Origin of the sequence: Colwellia psychrerythraea (assembly GCF_000764225.1) — a bacterium.
In the GTDB taxonomy this organism is placed as follows: domain Bacteria; phylum Pseudomonadota; class Gammaproteobacteria; order Enterobacterales; family Alteromonadaceae; genus Colwellia; species Colwellia psychrerythraea_D.
This window is the reverse complement of the sequence record NZ_JQED01000055.1, coordinates 516,711-534,351: the sequence shown is the minus strand read 5'-3', so window position 1 is coordinate 534,351 and position 17,641 is coordinate 516,711. Positions and strand designations below refer to the sequence as shown.

Annotated in this window: 20 protein-coding genes; 13 read left to right on the top strand and 7 right to left on the bottom strand. The window is 38.3% G+C overall.

Annotation, left to right across the window (positions count from 1 at the left end; all coding sequences use genetic code 11):
• The first annotated feature begins 129 nt into the window (after positions 1-129).
• Positions 130-1,317, top strand: a complete 1,188-nt coding sequence (metK, locus tag ND2E_RS01490) for a methionine adenosyltransferase (RefSeq protein ID WP_033095720.1) — start codon at positions 130-132, stop codon at positions 1,315-1,317.
• A gap of 132 nt (positions 1,318-1,449) precedes the next feature.
• Here the strand turns inward: metK and ND2E_RS01495 are convergent, their stop codons facing one another.
• On the bottom strand, positions 1,450-2,052 hold the full coding sequence (locus ND2E_RS01495; protein ID WP_033095719.1) for a DUF3313 family protein: 603 nt from the start codon (positions 2,050-2,052) through the stop codon (positions 1,450-1,452).
• Positions 2,053-2,221: 169 nt separating this feature from the next.
• Between ND2E_RS01495 and rsmE the strand changes: the two genes are divergently transcribed.
• The 7 genes from rsmE (at position 2,222) to ND2E_RS01530 (ending at position 8,466) form a co-directional block, all read left to right on the top strand.
• The gene (gene rsmE / locus ND2E_RS01500) at positions 2,222-2,956 is read left to right on the top strand and encodes a 16S rRNA (uracil(1498)-N(3))-methyltransferase (RefSeq protein ID WP_033095718.1); all 735 of its coding nucleotides are present in this window, start codon (positions 2,222-2,224) and stop codon (positions 2,954-2,956) included.
• 58 nt (positions 2,957-3,014) lie between these two features.
• Entirely contained in the window at positions 3,015-3,977 is a 963-nt protein-coding gene (gene gshB, locus ND2E_RS01505) for a glutathione synthase (RefSeq protein ID WP_033095717.1), read from the top strand.
• A gap of 73 nt (positions 3,978-4,050) precedes the next feature.
• Positions 4,051-4,683 carry a YqgE/AlgH family protein gene (locus ND2E_RS01510; protein ID WP_033095816.1) on the top strand — a complete coding sequence of 211 codons (633 nt, stop codon included), beginning with the start codon at positions 4,051-4,053 and terminating at the stop codon, positions 4,681-4,683.
• Between the two features lie 88 nt (positions 4,684-4,771).
• On the top strand, positions 4,772-5,218 hold the full coding sequence (gene ruvX, locus ND2E_RS01515; protein WP_033095716.1) for a Holliday junction resolvase RuvX: 447 nt from the start codon (positions 4,772-4,774) through the stop codon (positions 5,216-5,218).
• Positions 5,219-5,381: 163 nt separating this feature from the next.
• Positions 5,382-6,350 (top strand): HlyD family secretion protein, encoded by a 969-nt coding sequence (locus ND2E_RS01520; RefSeq protein WP_033095715.1) that lies wholly within the window; start codon positions 5,382-5,384, stop codon positions 6,348-6,350.
• Positions 6,347-7,318: an ABC transporter ATP-binding protein gene (locus tag ND2E_RS01525; protein ID WP_052056997.1), complete on the top strand. Its 972-nt coding sequence runs from the start codon at positions 6,347-6,349 to the stop codon at positions 7,316-7,318. Before ND2E_RS01520 ends, ND2E_RS01525 begins: the two co-directional genes overlap by 4 nt.
• Positions 7,318-8,466: an ABC transporter permease gene (locus tag ND2E_RS01530; protein ID WP_033095714.1), complete on the top strand. Its 1,149-nt coding sequence runs from the start codon at positions 7,318-7,320 to the stop codon at positions 8,464-8,466. The genes ND2E_RS01525 and ND2E_RS01530 overlap by 1 nt, the downstream gene beginning before the upstream one ends.
• 25 nt (positions 8,467-8,491) lie before the next feature.
• Here the strand turns inward: ND2E_RS01530 and ND2E_RS01535 are convergent, their stop codons facing one another.
• Positions 8,492-9,385 carry a peptidoglycan DD-metalloendopeptidase family protein gene (locus ND2E_RS01535; RefSeq protein WP_033095713.1) on the bottom strand — a complete coding sequence of 298 codons (894 nt, stop codon included), beginning with the start codon at positions 9,383-9,385 and terminating at the stop codon, positions 8,492-8,494.
• Between the two features lie 202 nt (positions 9,386-9,587).
• Between ND2E_RS01535 and ND2E_RS01540 the strand changes: the two genes are divergently transcribed.
• Positions 9,588-10,031, top strand: a complete 444-nt coding sequence (locus ND2E_RS01540) for a DUF4124 domain-containing protein (RefSeq protein WP_033095712.1) — start codon at positions 9,588-9,590, stop codon at positions 10,029-10,031.
• Positions 10,032-10,088: 57 nt separating this feature from the next.
• Positions 10,089-10,766 carry a DUF2982 domain-containing protein gene (locus ND2E_RS01545; RefSeq protein WP_033095711.1) on the top strand — a complete coding sequence of 226 codons (678 nt, stop codon included), beginning with the start codon at positions 10,089-10,091 and terminating at the stop codon, positions 10,764-10,766.
• Positions 10,767-10,781: 15 nt separating this feature from the next.
• Here the strand turns inward: ND2E_RS01545 and ND2E_RS01550 are convergent, their stop codons facing one another.
• Complete coding sequence (locus tag ND2E_RS01550) at positions 10,782-11,699, bottom strand: LysR family transcriptional regulator (RefSeq protein WP_033095710.1); 918 nt, start codon at positions 11,697-11,699, stop codon at positions 10,782-10,784.
• A 415-nt stretch (positions 11,700-12,114) separates the two neighbouring features.
• Here ND2E_RS01550 and ND2E_RS01555 point away from each other — a divergent pair, with 415 nt between their 5' ends.
• Together ND2E_RS01555 and lysA are read left to right on the top strand one after the other, a co-directional pair.
• Complete coding sequence (locus ND2E_RS01555) at positions 12,115-12,639, top strand: NADPH-dependent FMN reductase (RefSeq protein ID WP_033095709.1); 525 nt, start codon at positions 12,115-12,117, stop codon at positions 12,637-12,639.
• Between the two features lie 297 nt (positions 12,640-12,936).
• Positions 12,937-14,199, top strand: a complete 1,263-nt coding sequence (lysA, locus tag ND2E_RS01560) for a diaminopimelate decarboxylase (protein WP_033095708.1) — start codon at positions 12,937-12,939, stop codon at positions 14,197-14,199.
• Between the two features lie 176 nt (positions 14,200-14,375).
• Here the strand turns inward: lysA and ND2E_RS01565 are convergent, their stop codons facing one another.
• The 4 genes from ND2E_RS01565 to ND2E_RS01580 form a co-directional block, all read right to left on the bottom strand.
• Positions 14,376-15,497, bottom strand: a complete 1,122-nt coding sequence (locus ND2E_RS01565; protein ID WP_033095707.1) for a methyl-accepting chemotaxis protein — start codon at positions 15,495-15,497, stop codon at positions 14,376-14,378.
• Between the two features lie 215 nt (positions 15,498-15,712).
• A complete protein-coding gene (locus ND2E_RS01570; RefSeq protein WP_033095706.1) occupies positions 15,713-16,372 on the bottom strand; it encodes a DsbA family oxidoreductase in 660 nt (219 codons plus the stop codon).
• 82 nt (positions 16,373-16,454) lie between these two features.
• The gene (locus tag ND2E_RS01575) at positions 16,455-16,802 is read right to left on the bottom strand and encodes a rhodanese-like domain-containing protein (RefSeq protein WP_033095705.1); all 348 of its coding nucleotides are present in this window, start codon (positions 16,800-16,802) and stop codon (positions 16,455-16,457) included.
• A gap of 92 nt (positions 16,803-16,894) precedes the next feature.
• Entirely contained in the window at positions 16,895-17,092 is a 198-nt protein-coding gene (locus tag ND2E_RS01580; RefSeq protein ID WP_395858453.1) for a DUF2892 domain-containing protein, read from the bottom strand.
• A 108-nt stretch (positions 17,093-17,200) separates the two neighbouring features.
• On the opposite strand from ND2E_RS01580, the gene ND2E_RS01585 reads away from it, so the two are divergent.
• A complete protein-coding gene (locus tag ND2E_RS01585) occupies positions 17,201-17,506 on the top strand; it encodes an ArsR/SmtB family transcription factor (protein ID WP_033095814.1) in 306 nt (101 codons plus the stop codon).
• Positions 17,507-17,641 lie beyond the last annotated feature (135 nt).

Here is a 17,641-nt window from a genome sequence, read left to right as displayed (position 1 = left end):
GCTAGTTCAATAAAATCATAAAAATCTAGAGACGTTTAGCCGTCTAGGCGTAAAAAAGCTAGAAAGTTGTTTTCAACAGGTGTAGAATCGCCCCATTATTTTGTATAACTCAAATTTTTCTGAGGATTTATGTCTAAACATTTTTTTACTTCCGAGTCTGTTTCTGAAGGCCATCCGGATAAAATAGCCGATCAAATTTCTGATGCGGTATTAGATGCCATTATTGCCAAAGACAAATATGCCCGTGTGGCCTGTGAAACTATGGTAAAAACCGGTGTTGCTATTATTTCTGGTGAAGTATCAACGAATGCTTGGGTTGATTTAGAAAAACTTACCCGTAACGTTATTAGTGAAATAGGCTATACCTCATCAGACGTTGGTTTTGATGGCGAAACTTGTGGCATCATGAATTTAATTGGTCAACAATCGCCTGAAATCGCTCAAGGCGTAGATCGCAGCAAACCAGAAGAACAAGGTGCAGGTGATCAAGGTTTAATGTTTGGTTATGCAACCAACGAAACTCCGACACTAATGCCTGCACCATTATATTACTCACATCGTTTAGTTGAACGTCAAGCTGAAGCACGTAAATCGGGTGTGTTACCTTGGTTACGTCCAGATGCAAAATCACAAGTAACTTTTATCTATGAAGATGATAAACCGGTTGCTATTGATACTGTTGTTCTTTCCACTCAGCATAATCCTGATATTAAGCAAGAAGACTTAGTTAATGCTGTCATGGAAAACATTATTAACCATGTATTACCAGCAGAATTATTAACTAAAGAGACCAAGTATCATATCAACCCAACAGGTCGTTTTGTTATTGGTGGTCCAGTAGGCGATTGTGGATTAACCGGCCGTAAAATTATTGTTGATACATACGGAGGCATGGCTCGTCATGGCGGCGGTGCTTTTTCTGGTAAAGACCCTTCTAAAGTTGACCGTAGCGCCGCGTATGCTGGCCGTTATGTTGCTAAGAACATTGTTGCGGCAGGTCTTGCAGATCGTTGTGAAATTCAAGTGTCTTATGCCATTGGCGTTGCTGAGCCGACATCAATTTCTATTGATACCTTCGGTACTGGCAAAATTTCTGAAGAGAAACTAGTTGAAATTGTACGTGAACATTTTGACTTACGCCCTTATGGCATAACTAAAATGTTAGATCTTTTACATCCAATGTATCAGCAAACAGCGGCCTATGGTCACTTTGGTCGTGAGCCATTTGAAATGACGGTTGGCGATGATACCTTCACCGCTTTTAGCTGGGAAAAAACGGATAAAGCAGACGATTTACGTAAAGCAGCAAACTTATAGTAGCCCTCTATAGAGATTAAGCTCTGTCCAATCAAGATACGGGCTTTCACAAACTCAACGGGTAAAAAAACCAGTTTATCAAGTATGTAAACTGGTTTTTTAGTTTAATTTAACCTATTGTCATTGCTCGAACTAGTTAGCAGCATCAAGTTTTTTACGTAACGATTTACCCCAAGCTTTAAATAGATTTTTGGCATCTTTAGCTCTTTCCATCGCAGTATTTGGTTGATAATCACTACCAATGGCTTGTGTACCTTCAAAGATATGAATCAGACTTCTTGTTTTACCATCACGTAAGTGAACAGATAAGTGGAACTCACCAGAGCCTTTTGTTGTTGTTTCAGTATCTTCTTGTGAGGCATACGGCATAAAACTAATAATTTCTACATCAACAATCAGTACGCCCTTACCTTCCTTCTCTACAATTTCGTAACGGCCGTTATTCTCGGTTAAGCCTTTCTCAACACCTTCTTTAAAGCGTGCTTTCAAATGAACGCGGTTACTATCAGTGACTTTCCACTCGAAACTTTCCTTGTCGATCCAAGGAGGTGAAATAATTTTGGTGTGGGAAATGTCTAAGTCTTGTACATAGACTTTATCGTATCCACTTAATGAAATAATTGGGCTAGCAAAGTTTTTATCCACAGAGATCATTTCACCAGCGATAGCTGATTGTCCTGCGAGTCCTAAAGAAAATACACTGGCCGCAAGCGTGGTAAGTATAATTTTTTTCATTGTTAATCCTTTTTATTTATATTACTTAAGAAATTACAAGTATTTTCGTAGCTAGTCAAATGAAAACAATAAACAGTACAACTTTATACATTTATAGATTAATGCATTGTTTTTTGCACTTGTCGCCCTTATTTTAGTTTAATAATCATGATTTTCCATTAAGCCTATTATGCGTAACCCAAGAATATTTCAACAAAGTCAGTTTACTCTTAACGAAACGATGCCATTATCTGATGATGCGTTTGGTCATGTAGTACGAGTTTTACGCCTAAAGACTGGTGACACAATTACATTATTTAATGGTGAAGAGGCATTTCAATACACAGCAACATTATGTAATGTCAGTAAGAAATCAGCTGATGTAACAATCATCTCCCAAGAAGAAAATAATAGTGAATCTCCGCTAAACATACATTTAGGACAAGGTATTTCTCGTGGTGATAGGATGGACTTTACTTTACAGAAATCGGTAGAGCTGGGCGTAAATACCATTACGCCTTTATTTACCGAACGCTGCGGAGTTAAACTAAATGCAGAGCGTCTTGAGAAAAAACGTCAGCAATGGCAAAAAATAGTCATTAGTGCTTGTGAACAAAGTGGTCGCGCAAGCGTACCCATTGTGGCAGAGCCTATGTTATTAGCTGATTGGTTAAAGCAAAAAACCACTGCGCTAAAAATCAATTTACATCCAAAAGCTCAGCATTCCATCATGAGTTTACCGGTAGAGAATACACGTGTTCGATTGCTTATTGGCCCTGAGGGTGGTCTTAGTGATGAAGAAATCACTCAAGCCAATGACAGTGATTTTCACGACGTACTTCTTGGCCCAAGAGTATTACGTACTGAAACTGCCGCATTAACGGCGATTACCGCATTGCAATGCCGCTTCGGTGATTTACACTAAATTTATTGTTGTTTTGCTCAACGACAGCGTTAAAAATTAATATTGAACAGGATAAAAAATGACTACAAATAAAGTAATAAAACTCGGCATAGTAATGGATCCTATTTCACAAGTGAAAGTAGCAAAAGATTCATCAATGGCAATGATGCTCGAGGCACAGCAACGTGGCTATGAACTCTACTACATGGAAATGAAAGATTTATACCTTGAGCAAGGCCAATGTCGCGCAACAACACACCGAGTAACAGTGTTTGATGATAGCGAGCATTGGTACGAGTTATCTGAGCCACAAGATATAGCTGTGAGTGAATTGGATGCAGTACTGATGCGTAAAGATCCGCCATTTGACACTGAATTTATTTATGCGACATACCTGTTAGAGCGTGCTGAAGTTGAAGGTACACTCATTGTGAATAAACCGCAAAGCCTACGGGATTGTAATGAAAAGTTATTTACGGCTTGGTTTAGCGAATTCACTCCTAAAACCTTGGTTACGCGAAGTAGTGACAAAATTCGTGAATTTCATGACAAACAACAAGACGTTATTATTAAACCTCTTGATGGTATGGGTGGCGCTTCAATTTTCCGCATTAAAGCAAATGATGCCAACGTAGGTGTCATTATCGAAACCTTAACTAATCATGGTGAGCAATATGCCATGGTGCAAGAGTTTATGCCTGAAATTGTAGATGGTGATAAACGTATTCTGATTGTTAACGGCGAACCAATGCCTTACTGTCTAGCACGAATACCTGCTCAGGGTGAAACTCGCGGTAATTTGGCTGCTGGTGGACGTGGTGTAGCCCGCCCTCTTAGCGTAAGTGATAAAGCTATTGCCGATGCCATTGCCCCAGAATTGAAAAAGCGTGGTCTATACTTTGTTGGTTTAGATGTCATTGGTGATAAAGTTACTGAAATCAATGTCACAAGCCCTACGTGTATCCGTGAAATTGAAGCAGCTTACCCAATCAATATCAGTGGTAAACTAATGGATGCTATTGAAGATAACATCACAAAATAAAAGTTGAAATTGCATGGAAAAACAACAAAAAGCAACACTCAAAAGCGGTGCAGAAATAGATCCGTCTCAATCGATGATGAGTTTAGAAAACCAACTATTGATTGCCATGCCTTCTCTAGGTGATCCCTATTTTAACAAAACGGTGACCTATATTTGTGAGCACAATGAAGAAGGCGCCATGGGTCTGATCATCAACTTACCTGTTAATATCACCTTAGCGGATCTACTCAAGCAAATAGAACCTGAAGACAATGAAAAACCTGATAACCTAAGCCAAAGCAGTGAGTTAACTAACAATGATGATATGAATGATATTACGCTTGTCACTGATATCAGCAATAGCTTAGAGCAGCTAGTACTTTCAGGTGGCCCTATTGCACAACAGCGAGGCTTTGTATTGCATCGTTCACAACCAGGCTGGAGTAGTTCATTGGTATTGAGTAAAGAACTAATGATCACTACCTCAAAAGATATCCTAATGTCTTTGGGCACGCAAAAGGCCCCAGAACAATTTATAGTTACTTTAGGTTACGCTGGTTGGGGACCCGGTCAACTAGAACAAGAATTACAAGCGAATTCGTGGCTTACGACACCCGCTGATATTGAAATTCTTTTTGAAACGCCCATTGAACAGCGTTGGAAAAAAGCTACTGAAAAATTGGGGATTGATATCGCTCATTTATCTAGCGATATTGGCCATGCTTAATCGCAACTCTTTCAGTTGACTGTATAACGGTTGAGTAACTTTGCTAAATAAGCAGACGACTATAACGATGAACCATTCAAGGAAAAAAATGTCGACTAAAACTAAATCGCCCATTGGCCAACGCACTGTTATTGGCTTTGATTTTGGTAAAAAATATATTGGTGTTGCTGTAGGTCAAGAAATAACAGGTAGTGCTACACCACTTGGTTCAGTGAAGGCTGTTGACGGTATTCCACATTGGGATAATTTGTCCAAGTTTCTAAAGGAATGGCAACCTGACTTTATTGTCATTGGACTACCACTCAATATGGACGGTAGTGAGCAGCAACTTACCCTTGATGCCAAAAAGTTTGGCAACCGAGTCCATGGTCGTTTTGGAATCCCGGTAGAGTTTCAAGATGAACGGTTAACCACCGCCGATGCTAAAGAGCAATTATTTGCTCGAGGTGGTTTCAAGAATTTAAAAAAAGATAATATTGATGCCGAATCGGCAAGGCTAATTATCGAGAGTTATTTTGAGCAACAATATAATTAATGACTGTAATTAGGCACTTGACTATACCTATACAGTCAATTAATACCATGCTCAACTCAGTCCATATCTAATCAGTATTAATTCAACATTCGAGAAAAAATTGACTTTAAACTCATTGAGATTAAACTAAAAACTAGTCTACATTTCAATGAGATAAATATTCATGTCTGCGAAATTTCCCGATACTTTGCCTAGATTATTTATACTAATTATTTCGTTAATATTACTCAATGCCTGTGATAACAATAAACCTGGCCTTGCCTTAGGTACATTAGAGCGAGAGCGTATAGCTCACACTGCGACCGTGAGTGAAGTCATCATCGCTTTACCTATCAATACGGGAAGCCAAGTAAGCAAAGGCACGATACTCGTAAAACTTGATGATACTATTCAAAAAGCGCTTGTTGCTAAAGCCCAAGCAGAAATGCAGCAAGCTAAGGCAAATTTAGAGAAAGTACACAATGGTGCTCGTGAAGAGGAAGTAGCCGCTGCTACGGCGCAAGTAGCTGGCGCTAAAGCGGCACTGGTAAAAAGCGAGGCTAATTATCAACGAGTAAACATACTGATTAAAAAAGATCTAGCAAGTCAAGCAACATTAGATAACGCCCTTGCTTCGCGTGACGAAAATACAGCTAAGCTTCACAATGCACAAGAAAAACTATTACAACTTATCAATGGCGCTCGCATTGAAGACTTACAAATTGCCAACGCTATTTTAGCAACAAGCATCGCGGTGCTTGATAGCGAAACCAAAAAACTCAATGACTTAACCATTACCGCCAAACGCGATGGTATATTAGATAACTTACCGTGGAATTTAGGTGAACGAGTAACACAAGGTAGTCCTATCGCCATCATCTTGGCAGGCACTGCGCCTTTTGCTCGAATTTATGTGCCTGAGCCCTACCGAGTGCATATAAAAGTTACTGATAAGTTAACGGTATACGTCGATGGCTTAAACGCCCCTATCATCGGAACCGTACGCTGGATCTCTTCAGAGCCTGCTTTTACTCCTTATTTCGCTCTGAACCAAGAAGAGCGTGCCAATCTGATGTATTTAGCCGAAATACAATTACCCGATAGCGCTGCAGATTTGCCTATGGGTGTGCCTGCACAAGTTCAAATGCCATGATTTTTACCACACGTGACGCTGCCAATAATACAAATTATCACCGTGAGCTTGCTATAAACGCTAAAAATCTTTGCCGTAATTTCGGTTCATTAGCTGCTTTATCAGAATTGGATTTAACGGTTGAAAAACAAACTATTTACGGTTTTTTGGGCCCTAATGGCTCGGGAAAAACAACTGCTATTCGATTATTGACAGGGTTATTAAAGCCTACAAGTGGTCAAGTTAACGTCTTGGGCTGTCACTTACCTAAAGAAGCCAATAAACTGCGTTTAGAAATTGGCTATATGACACAAAAGTTCTCACTTTATGATGATCTTACGGTTAAAGAAAATTTGCAATTTGTTAGTAAGATTTATGGGCTAACAGCTAACGAACAAAAATCTCGTTTAAGTGAATTATTAAGTACCCACCAACTAACACAGCAAAGCCAACAACTTGCTGGCAGCATGAGTGGCGGTCAAAAACAACGTTTAGCGCTTGCCGCAGCGCTTATACACAAACCAAAACTACTCTTTTTAGATGAACCCACTTCAGCCGTTGACCCGCAAAATAGACGTGAATTTTGGGAACAGTTATTTGATCTTTGTGATCAGGGCACCACAATATTAGTCTCAACACATTACATGGATGAAGCTGAACGTTGCCACAAGCTAGCCATTTTAGAGAATGGTATTAAAAGAGCAGACGGCTCCCCACAAGCATTAATGAATAATATGGCAGCACAAGTTGTGGAGATAGCCGCAACTGATTTACGTTATATAAAGGACAAACTTACCACGCTGCCACAAATTATATCAGCAGCTCAGCTAGGCACACATTTACGTGTGTTAGTTAGCAAAGTTGAAGCAAATCCAGTAGCCCTATTACAGCGACAATTCTGTATTAAACCGACAGATAAGTTAGCTATTGTGAGACCAAGCCTTGAAGATGTTTTCGTAAGTTGTACCGGTCAAGGGGTAGCACGATAATGAAAACATCCCTATTGAGAATTCAAGCGATTGTCACGAAAGAGCTATTACAACTAAGACGAGATAGAATGACTTTTGCCATGGTCATCATGATCCCACTAGTACAGCTACTTTTATTTGCTTTTGCTATTAACACCAATGTACGAAACATACCCGTCGGCGTAGTTGATCATAGCCAAACATCATTAAGCAGAGTATTACAACAAACCGTTTCAGCAACCGGTATTATTACTTTTACTCACAATTATCACTCAACAAAAGCGGCACAAAAAGCGATAGATAGTAATGAGGTGCGGGCAGTATTAATTATTCCAAAAGACGTAAGCCAACGTTTGGTGCGACATCCCAGTGTCGGCTTTGGCCTACCACCTTCAAGTAAACAAGAAACCAGTCGGCCCATTGCACAATGGTTAGTCGATGGCTCTGATACTGTCATAGCCTCTAGTATAAAAAGTTTGCGTAATATGCCGCTTGTTGAGCTGCTTGATAAACCCGCCAACCGAAATACCCCTACATTTGAAGTAACCTTACTTTATAACCCTGAACAACGGAGTGTAGTGAACATAGTGCCAGGACTTGTCGCAGTTATACTGACGATGACCATGATAATGTTTACCTCAGCAGCCATTGTCAGAGAGCATGAACGTGGCAATATGGAGATGCTCATTACCACGCCACTTGCTCCTATTGAATTGATGATAGGTAAAATATTTCCTTATATTTTTATTGGTGCTATTCAAGTTGCCATTATTTTAGGGCTAGGTTATTGGCTTTTTAACGTGCCTTTTAACGGTGGATTAAGTCAACTTGCTATTGCTACCTTGTTATTTATTTGTGCGAGTTTGGTACTCGGGCTAGTCATCTCAACCGTAACTAAAAACCAATTACAATCAATGCAAATGACCATCTTTATTTTGCTGCCCTCAATACTATTGTCTGGTTTTATGTTTCCCTATGAAGGTATGCCGCTGCCTGCGCAATATATTGCAGAAGCATTACCTGCCACACATTTTATTCGTTTGATTAGAGGCGTCGTATTACGTGACGTCGATGTTATTGAAATGAATTTTGATATGATCTGGTTAATTGCTTTTACCTGCTTAGGTTTACTCATTGCGGCAATGCGATTTAAAAAGACGCTTGATTAACCTGCTTGCTATGACACTCCTCATATTAAAGCTTACTTGCTCCAACCATGATCATTGCACGTTTAGGGATAAATACTATACCTGCATCATCAACAAACTTGAATGGTATAGCGATATTTTTAAGCCCTGAATTTTTAATGACAGAAAAATGTAAATGAGGCCCAGTTGAAAATCCCGACGACCCTGAACGAGCTAACTTATCACCAACAGCAACGTTATCGCCTTCTTTTACGATGGCAGTGTCCATGAGAATATGGGCATAAGAAGAGAAAGTACCATCATCATGCAATATTTTAATAACATTTGCTTTGTCTAAAAAATAATTAGTCCTGCCGCTCATATGATAATCATCTTTAACCCAAACGACTGTACCAGCTCTCACTGCGGTTAAATAAGTACCAACATCCATTGCAATATCCACTGCATATTTATTGTAGTCATTAGTATGGGAAAACTGTCCATTAAAGGCTTGGGTTATTTTATGCCCTTTAGGTGAATTAAAAGGGGCACGATATTGGTAATTATCAGCAATACTGTTGGGATCCCCAAGAGCCCAACGATAATCAACTGTCAGCGTTTTATTTTTACTATCAAATAGAGCAATACGGCTTCTTGCAGGGATAACTTTACTGATAAGGGTTTGCTTATTTGGCGGGGTGAAGCCAACTTCAACAGGAGCATAAAAATCATTTTTAGCATAGAGAGTATAACCATTCTTGTTCTTTACATTATACAGTTGCACTTTATAGCTTGTTTTTTTCGGGCTACTAAACTGTAAAGTAGAAAAATCTTGTTCTTTTTCAGGTGGTTTATCACTAAATACCCAATGGCCGTTGGCATCTTTATATTTATACATTTGCCCAGCTTGGCATACAGAGCATAACCCTGTGAGTAATAATAATAGACATAATCCCTTCATTAAAGCATTCCTTGAGTTACTTAAGCGACATATTGCGTTACGAGTGCCCATAATTTTTTACAAAATTCATCCTCGTGAGCTGCCACAAGCCAATTAAGCTATGTTATGGTTTCTACCTAGGAATAATTTAGCGCTCTTATTTACACGATAAACACTATATTAACAGTATTAAGCTACAGGTATTAAGTTACAAAGGGAATTTATGGATAACTTGACAAGAATAAGCATTATTTTACTGGCTGCAAGCTGGAGTTTACCATTTAGTGCAATGGCAGAGATTTATACTTGGACTGATAAAAGTGGCAAGGTTCACTTTAGCGACAAACCAATAAGTGACGAAAAAGTTACCACAATAAAGCCAAGTGAAAATAATAATATTGCAAAGCCTGTTAGCAGTAACAGCCAGTGGCAACAAGACTATAATAAAGCGAAACAAGCTAAAGCAGAAAAAGCGCAAAGCAATGCTAAGCAAAAACAAAAAAATAAAGGTTATTGTAATCAATTAAAAAGCGAACTTGCTCTGTATCAGCAAGGTGGCCGCCTTTACCTAATGTCAGCTGATGGCGAGCGAAATTATCAAAGCGAAGAGCAACTAGCAGAACAAAAGAAAAGGTTTACTAAGTTAATTAAACAAAACTGCCGTTGATTTGAATAACAAAATATTAACTATACTTAGCAAAATGGTTGTCCACTAGAGGTAATCATGACTAGACCATTACCTGTTATCAATATTAAAGCACAAAGTAATCACCACGCACTTTTTTTAATGTTAGTGTCAGTCGTTATCGCACTTTTCACCTTCATATTTAGCCAAGGTTATTGGCGACAGTTTCATTTGGTGATTATTTTTATTTACTTATGCGCATTGGTGATATTTATCACTGGTTTAGCAAAGTACCTTGAGCCTAAATACAGTTTATCCCTAAATCCTACAGGCATAAAATATCAGCATAGGTATGGGCAATGGCAGGTTGAGTGGCAAGAAGTCCAACGCATTTCTTTAATCAACGAAACGTCAGGACTCGCCACAATACAGCTTCCTTATATAGGTATTCGTTTATTAAATTTATCCTCGTTAGCCGATAAAATATCACCGCGTTTGGCCAATCGGCTTATTCACGAGCAAAAGCCTCTAGTGGCTTTTGCAATGAGTCAGAAGTTACTTCCCCTTGAACAGAGCTTGATTAATTTTGAGCCCTTTACTTTATCATCTGGTGAAATAATAACAGGACCACTAGCCGCATTCCTACATCACTGCGCACTGTTACATCAGGCATTGGGTTATCATTTATACCTACCTGAAACAGCAATAGACAGAGATCTTAATGAGTTTTGTACTCTACTAACACAATGCATGAGAGCTTCTACTAAATATAACTGAGCAAGGGAAAGTCAGCTATTGTATCGCTTGAGGCATTTTCTCAACGAGTAAATCAATAAAAGACCGAACTTTAGGTGATAAGTGTTTTCGGCTGGGATAAATGGCAAAAACGTCAATTGTTGGCGTGATGTAATCATTAAATAACACGGTTAACTTATTATCTCTTAGTGCTTTTTCCATGACAAATTCAGGTAACCGACAAATACCATGACCGGCAAGCACCATAGCCAACTCCATACTTGCACTATTACATAATAATTTGGCTTCCACTTCAACCTGACTATCGGTGCCATTACTATGGCTGTAAACCCATTTATTCGCTTGCTTTAGATTACTGTAACAAAGGCACTGATGTTCACTCAATTCTTCTGGTGACTGCGGTAGACCAAAGCGTTTTAAATAATCATGTGATGCCACAGTATAGGCTTTGCAACTATATATTTTACGACACACCAAACTTGATTCTGCCAACTTATTAGTAGCACGAATGACTAAGTCAAAGCCATCTTGTACTAAATCAACATGGCGATCATTTAAATCTAGCACTAAATTCACCTTCGGATATTGATGCATAAAGGTAGACATCACATCTTGTAAGTGATTTTCTGCAAACGACGTTGGGCAGCTTACTTTAAGCACTCCTTTAGGTTCTATATGACTTTGCGTTAAGAGAGAAACCGCATCATGTGCATCGAGAACTAACTGCTGGCATTGTTCATAATACACTTGACCTTCTGGGGTCAAACTAATCGATCGTGTGGTTCGATTTAATAAACGAACGCCAACTCGCGCTTCCAGTTTATTAAGTGTTTTACTAATATAAGAATTTGAGTGACCTGTTGCTATTGCTGCACCTGAGAAGCTTCCGCACTCAACTACTTGAGTAAATATCACCATGCCATCAAAAAGTTTAGAGTCGTTATTATGAGTCATATGGAAAAAGTTTTTCTCATTCGAGGCTATTAATTACATTTAATTATAACTATATACTAGCTACATATTAAGTTTAAGTCTGAATCAACGTGTTTAGGCTAAAGTTGTATATTCACTACCTATCAAAGTGCAGGATTTCAGTGGGAATTAAAACCACGTTAGGCAGGGCAAATAATTTAAGCATAGTCATTCTATGATTTGATCATTTAACGCCGACTAAAGTGATTTTAAGCCCATCAAAGAAGCGCTTGAGCAACATTACTCCATCGTTGCTGTGACTTATAATGGCACAACCATTATTTCATCACAGCGCCTTGAATTGAAATTGCTCTAGCACTCTGAAACATGCCTCTTGAATGGTAACGGGTATAACCAGTAAATCATCTAATTTGTAAATACAATAGGAAGCATTATTATGAAATTATTAGCCTTTGCAGCCAGCAGCAGTTCAAAATCGATTAACAAGCAATTAGCGACATACGCCGCTTCATTAGTACCCAATGCGACTGTTGAAATAATAGATATAAATGAATACGAAATGCCATTATTTAGTCAAGATAAAGAAGCGTTATTAGGTCAACCAGCAGCAGCAAAATCATTTTTTGCTAAACTAGGCCAAGCAGACGCCATTATCATTTCTTTTGCAGAACATAATGGCTCATATACTGCAGCTTATAAAAACTTATTTGATTGGACTTCTCGCATAGATCAGAAATTATTTCAGAACAAGCCTATGATATTATTGGCAACATCACCCGGCCCAGGGGGCGCTCAAACAGTATTAACTGCCGCAACAGGCTCTGCACCTTATTTTGCTGGTGATGTAAAAGCTAGTGTCTCGATCCCTAGTTTCTTCGATAATTTCGATAGTGAAAAGCAAGAAATCAGCAACCCGGTTATTTTAGATGAATTAAAATCAGCCCTTGCCCAGCTAAGTTAAGTTAAGTTAAGTTAAGTTAAGTTAAGTGTATCTTTGATTTAATTTGATATCATTCATGGCAATAACCTTCAGCCGATTTTAACTGGGTTGTAGGTTATTTATGCTTCATCCAAAGTGGACCTAATCATAATTCACAGTAGAAGTCTTGAATAATATTGACGAAAAGCTTCCGCAAATGATTCAAGTTATGAGCTATAACATTTTACCTTGTCGATATTACACTTAGCCCTTGAATAGTACGACAAGTTAGCATAGATTTAGTTACATTCTGTTTGCTCAATACTCAATGATTATTCTATGACTCCAGTTAGCTATTTCCCGCACAAAAATAACAAAATGTTTGTTGAAGATATTGCTATTAGCGATATTGCTCAGCATGTACAAACCCCTTTTTATTGCTATTCAAGCACAGCCATTGAAACAAGTTTTCAAGCATATCAAAACGCTTTTGCTAACCAAGATGCCCTAGTTTGTTATGCCGTGAAAGCCAATAGCAACCAAGCCGTTCTTGCCACCTTAGCTAAATTAGGCTCAGGTGCAGACGTGGTGTCAATGGGTGAAATTCGCCGTGCAATCACCGCAGGCATTCCTGCAGATAAAATTGTCTATTCTGGTGTTGCAAAAACCGAAGAAGAGATTCACTACGCATTATCACTAGGAATTTTCCAGTTTAACGTTGAGTCAGAGCCTGAACTAGAATTAATATCAAAAGTCGCCACTTCCCTTAACAAAACGGCTGCAGTTGCTTTTCGAATTAATCCTGATGTCTGTGCGCAAACCCATGCAAAAATTTCCACAGGGAAAGCCGAGAACAAGTTTGGCGTCCCTATTTCAAAAGCTCGAATAGCCTATAACCGAGCAGCATCATTACCAGGCATCAAGGTCCAAGGTGTTGATGTACATATTGGCTCACAGTTAACCAGCTTGGCTCCTTTTGAAGAAGCATATCAACGAATTGCAGAACTTGTTGTTGAGCTACGAGCGGATGGACATGAAATTAGTGTTGTTGATGTTGGCGGGGGTTTAGGTATTACCTATATTGATGAAGTTATTCCGAGCAAACAAACCTACGCTGATTTAGTAAAGGCGCAACTTGGTCATCTAAATTGCAAAATTATTATTGAGCCAGGCCGTTCGTTATTAGGCAATGCAGGCATTTTAGTCTCAAGTGTTGTTTTTGTAAAAACAGGTGAAGAACGGCAATTTTTAATTCTTGATGCGGGAATGAATGATTTGATCAGACCGAGTATGTATGAAGCATATCATCAAATTATTGCCGTCAATAAGGATGACAACGCATTAAAGACCTATGATGTGGTGGGCCCTGTATGTGAGACAGGCGATACTTTTGCTAAAGCTAGGCAAGTCCATGAGTCGGATGCAGGTGATCTAATTGCGATCATGAGCAGTGGTGCTTATGGTTCAGTGATGTCGTCTAGTTATAATACACGTATGTTAGCACCAGAAGTGATGGTAAAGGGTAGCGACTTTGCTGTGGTAAAAAAACGTCCTAGCTATGAAGAAATTATCAAGCAAGATATTATGCCAAGCTGGTTGTAAAATAAACTTGTTCACTAATATTGAGGGTATTAACAGTTTATATTCTCAAGTCTCTTATGCAAAAAATGGCTTTTAATCCTAGTGAGTAAGAGCCATATACATTATTTAAACGTCGTGATTTTTATCTTTTCAATTCTCTTCTCGATCATTAACCGAGTGAAATGCAAAAACGGTGCTTAATGCGCTGTTAACACTATTTTCTGTTCAATTTCACGAGATAGCGTAGACAATAGTTTTATTACCTCAAAACTTGCCGACTCCATTAAGGTTAATTTTTCAACCGCTAATTCTGTATCACCTGATTTGAACGCTTTTAACGCTTCAATGCCCCTCAAATGCACTTGAGCGTGCGGTTGTTCAATTTTAGTAAAAGACTGTCGAGAAGAGTATTTTTTTGCCCCTTCACCTTCATAATACCATTTCCCCAACCTACACATACTATGGTCTGCAAAGTCATCGGGGGATTTATCTGACATGCCTAACATTACTTTATAAACGTCAAGCTTCCACACCACATGATCCATTTTTACTGTTTGAATAAACGAGTCCGACGTAGAATTAGTAATGACGGTATACATATGCTGAGATAGTTGCACTATTTTATTTGCAATTTCTTCTATAGATGAAGTGCTTGTTTTGATTTCGCCACTCTTATCACCTACCTCTTGAATGCCCTGAATAACATCACCCATTTGTTGATTAACTTGCTCAATGAGGTTAGAAATCTCATTAGATGCTTCAGCTGATCGTTGTGCTAAGGTTCTTACTTCATCTGCAACAACAGCAAAACCACGACCTTGTTCGCCCGCTCTAGCGGCTTCTATTGCTGCATTCAATGCAAGTAAATTTGTTTGGTCTGAAATTCCTTTGATTATATTAACAAAGTCGTTTATTCCACCTGTAACTGTCTTTAATTGGTCGACCGAATTTGACGCATTATGGGTATCTTTACTTATCTCTGTTGTCGACTTTATGGTTGTTGTAAGCATAGCCATAATCTGGTCAAACAATTGTTGAGATGATTGGAATTGATCTCTATAGTCAATGAGTTCTGTAGACGTAGTGGCAAGACTCTCTCTAATTTGATCGACCAAAGTTGAAGACTGTAACCAGAGTTTATTCAGCTCTTCTTGATTTCGATATCTAGCTGCTGTTCCAGACATATCTTCAGTAAGCTCATAATTTGCATCATTAGCTTGTTTGAGTTCATTCTCTAGGGATTGATTCTGTTTTTTTAATGATTCTATCTCATCTTTAAGCGACTTTATTTCTCTTTTACTCTTTGAATTAAATATCATTTTTGCATCTGGCTAGTCATATAATGTATTTATTCATTTAAACATATTAAAAATTAATTTACATTACTGTTTTTAACAATTTACCTTTATTTGATCCATTCCAAATTTACTTAAAGTATAAGATTTTAATGATAATTCACACTGCTTTATCGCTACATATGCTTATCAATTTGCCTTTATAAACATATGTAAATTGTGCTATTAATCAGTAGTCTTTAACACCAACTTGCTTCATTAACAGGGGTTTTTAATCGCTCTTCAATATTTGCTAACAATACCCGATAACCGACATTACCATAAAGTACCTGTCTGCCATTATCAATAATGTAGGTAGGACTCCCCTTTAAAGATAGTAATTTGGCTTGTTGATAATCAGCCATCAAAGCTGCCATTGCCCTGCCATCATCTATCGATTGTTTTACCCCGTCTGCTTTATAACCCGCTTTTTCAATGATCCCTAATAGTACATTTAAATGACTAATATCTTTGCCGTCAATGAAAAACGCCTGACGAAATAAAAGCGCAAGATCTATACTAACATTTGCCCCCAATGTTAATGCCACAGCTTTTAAAACAAGGTGTGGATTAGCCGACGAATGAGGACGAACACTTTTCCACAACTCCGTATTAACAGGCGCATCAGGATAAGGGATAGCAGCCTTTTGAATATGGTTGGAAAACCCCGTAAATCCACTTTTATCTTGCCACTGATTAGGTATTTTATTACACGCATCACCGAATATATCTAGGTAATGATATCTCCACTCTATTTTGCCCAATAATTTGTCATTAAGCTCTTCATTACGTCGCTGCGCTATCCACGCCCAAACACATAACACATCACTGTAATAATCTATTACAACAGGGTTGGCCATTTACTACTCCACTTTACTAAAGTTAATAAAAAAAGAATTTCGATTAAATTGCGTAATACTAGCTTGAAACGCTCCTAGCCAACTAACACCAAGCATTGCAAATGTCGTCTAAACTTGAGGTGATTACGGTAACATTTAGATACCCTACACGTTTCAATTGCTCTGCTGAAAAAATAGCTCGTGCGCCAGTCGCGCAGTGTAAAAAAATGGCTTGTTCTTCATTGGGGTATCTTTGTAACATTTTCATTTCAAGCAATCCCCGAGGTATATTAATCGTACCCTCCGCTGATTTTTCAGCATACTCACTGGGCTCACGTACATCAATAACCACACCATTTTTTTCTTTGGCTAACAACATGGCCTCTTCAACTGTCATGATGGTTAAAGACTCTCTCGCTTTTGCAATGACTTCAGGTATCGTTTTTAACATCTTTATTCCTCTATAGATAAGTACACAAATTAATCCGTGTGGTAATTAGCCTAAATGCAATTGTCTAATGCAGTACTAATGACATTTTACTATCAAGACCGACTTTTTAAGCCTAACTTTTTTAAAATAGTCATCATTAAACACCATTTAGTGAACGATGATTGCATTAAGTTAACAGCGATAAAGGCGGTTAACCATAGCCAATGTTGAGAATAATTAAGCGCTAAAAATAGTGAGAGTAAAATCATAGTGCCAGCAATTAACCTAAGAGCCTCATTGATTGTCATCATTCCTTCCTTTAAAGTTACATTAGTATTTACTAATATTAACTATATTAGCCTTTACTAATTTAGAAAACAAGTATAAAGTAAAATGCATAGGCTCCAATGGATAAACTTATGATTACTGAACAAGAAAAACTATTAGAAAATGCGACAGAAGTTGCCGGAATTTTAAAGCAATTATCAAACCCCTATAGGTTAATGATTTTATGTTGTTTGAGTGACAATGAACTGACTGTCGGTGATTTAAACCAACGTATTGACCTTTCACAGTCAGCACTTTCACAACATCTGGCCAAATTAAGGGAAAGTAATATAGTTACGACCAGACGGGAATCCCAGACGATATTTTATCGAATTGCAAATCCTAAAATAGAAGAGTTATTACGCGTTTTACATGCGAAGTTTTGTAGCGATGAATAATACCAACCCGTATAGTAAAGTATTCGCGTAGCAATATTTTAAAGGCTTAGCGGCAAGACATTGGTTACACAGAGTGGTAATTCAGGAAAAGTTGCTCCTGCAAGGACGAATGAGCAAACCATGTTCTTCGTTGCC

Bases quoted from the DNA above. Each gene is read 5' to 3' on its own strand.
- ND2E_RS01585 (WP_033095814.1), top strand. From the start codon at position 17,201: ATGATTACTGAACAAGAAAAACTATTAGAAAATGCGACAGAAGTTGCC.
- ND2E_RS01525 (WP_052056997.1), top strand. From the start codon at position 6,347: ATGATTTTTACCACACGTGACGCTGCCAATAATACAAATTATCACCGT.
- ND2E_RS01535 (WP_033095713.1), bottom strand. From the start codon at position 9,385: ATGAAGGGATTATGTCTATTATTATTACTCACAGGGTTATGCTCTGTA.
- ND2E_RS01510 (WP_033095816.1), top strand. From the start codon at position 4,051: ATGATGAGTTTAGAAAACCAACTATTGATTGCCATGCCTTCTCTAGGT.
- ND2E_RS01495 (WP_033095719.1), bottom strand. From the start codon at position 2,052: ATGAAAAAAATTATACTTACCACGCTTGCGGCCAGTGTATTTTCTTTA.
- ND2E_RS01570 (WP_033095706.1), bottom strand. From the start codon at position 16,372: ATGGCCAACCCTGTTGTAATAGATTATTACAGTGATGTGTTATGTGTT.
- ND2E_RS01545 (WP_033095711.1), top strand. From the start codon at position 10,089: ATGACTAGACCATTACCTGTTATCAATATTAAAGCACAAAGTAATCAC.
- ND2E_RS01555 (WP_033095709.1), top strand. From the start codon at position 12,115: ATGAAATTATTAGCCTTTGCAGCCAGCAGCAGTTCAAAATCGATTAAC.
- ND2E_RS01540 (WP_033095712.1), top strand. From the start codon at position 9,588: ATGGATAACTTGACAAGAATAAGCATTATTTTACTGGCTGCAAGCTGG.
- lysA (WP_033095708.1), top strand. From the start codon at position 12,937: ATGACTCCAGTTAGCTATTTCCCGCACAAAAATAACAAAATGTTTGTT.
- metK (WP_033095720.1), top strand. From the start codon at position 130: ATGTCTAAACATTTTTTTACTTCCGAGTCTGTTTCTGAAGGCCATCCG.
- ND2E_RS01550 (WP_033095710.1), bottom strand. From the start codon at position 11,699: ATGACTCATAATAACGACTCTAAACTTTTTGATGGCATGGTGATATTT.
- ND2E_RS01565 (WP_033095707.1), bottom strand. From the start codon at position 15,497: ATGATATTTAATTCAAAGAGTAAAAGAGAAATAAAGTCGCTTAAAGAT.
- ND2E_RS01575 (WP_033095705.1), bottom strand. From the start codon at position 16,802: ATGTTAAAAACGATACCTGAAGTCATTGCAAAAGCGAGAGAGTCTTTA.
- ND2E_RS01580 (WP_395858453.1), bottom strand. From the start codon at position 17,092: ATGATGACAATCAATGAGGCTCTTAGGTTAATTGCTGGCACTATGATT.
- ruvX (WP_033095716.1), top strand. From the start codon at position 4,772: ATGTCGACTAAAACTAAATCGCCCATTGGCCAACGCACTGTTATTGGC.
- gshB (WP_033095717.1), top strand. From the start codon at position 3,015: ATGACTACAAATAAAGTAATAAAACTCGGCATAGTAATGGATCCTATT.
- ND2E_RS01520 (WP_033095715.1), top strand. From the start codon at position 5,382: ATGTCTGCGAAATTTCCCGATACTTTGCCTAGATTATTTATACTAATT.
- rsmE (WP_033095718.1), top strand. From the start codon at position 2,222: ATGCGTAACCCAAGAATATTTCAACAAAGTCAGTTTACTCTTAACGAA.
- ND2E_RS01530 (WP_033095714.1), top strand. From the start codon at position 7,318: ATGAAAACATCCCTATTGAGAATTCAAGCGATTGTCACGAAAGAGCTA.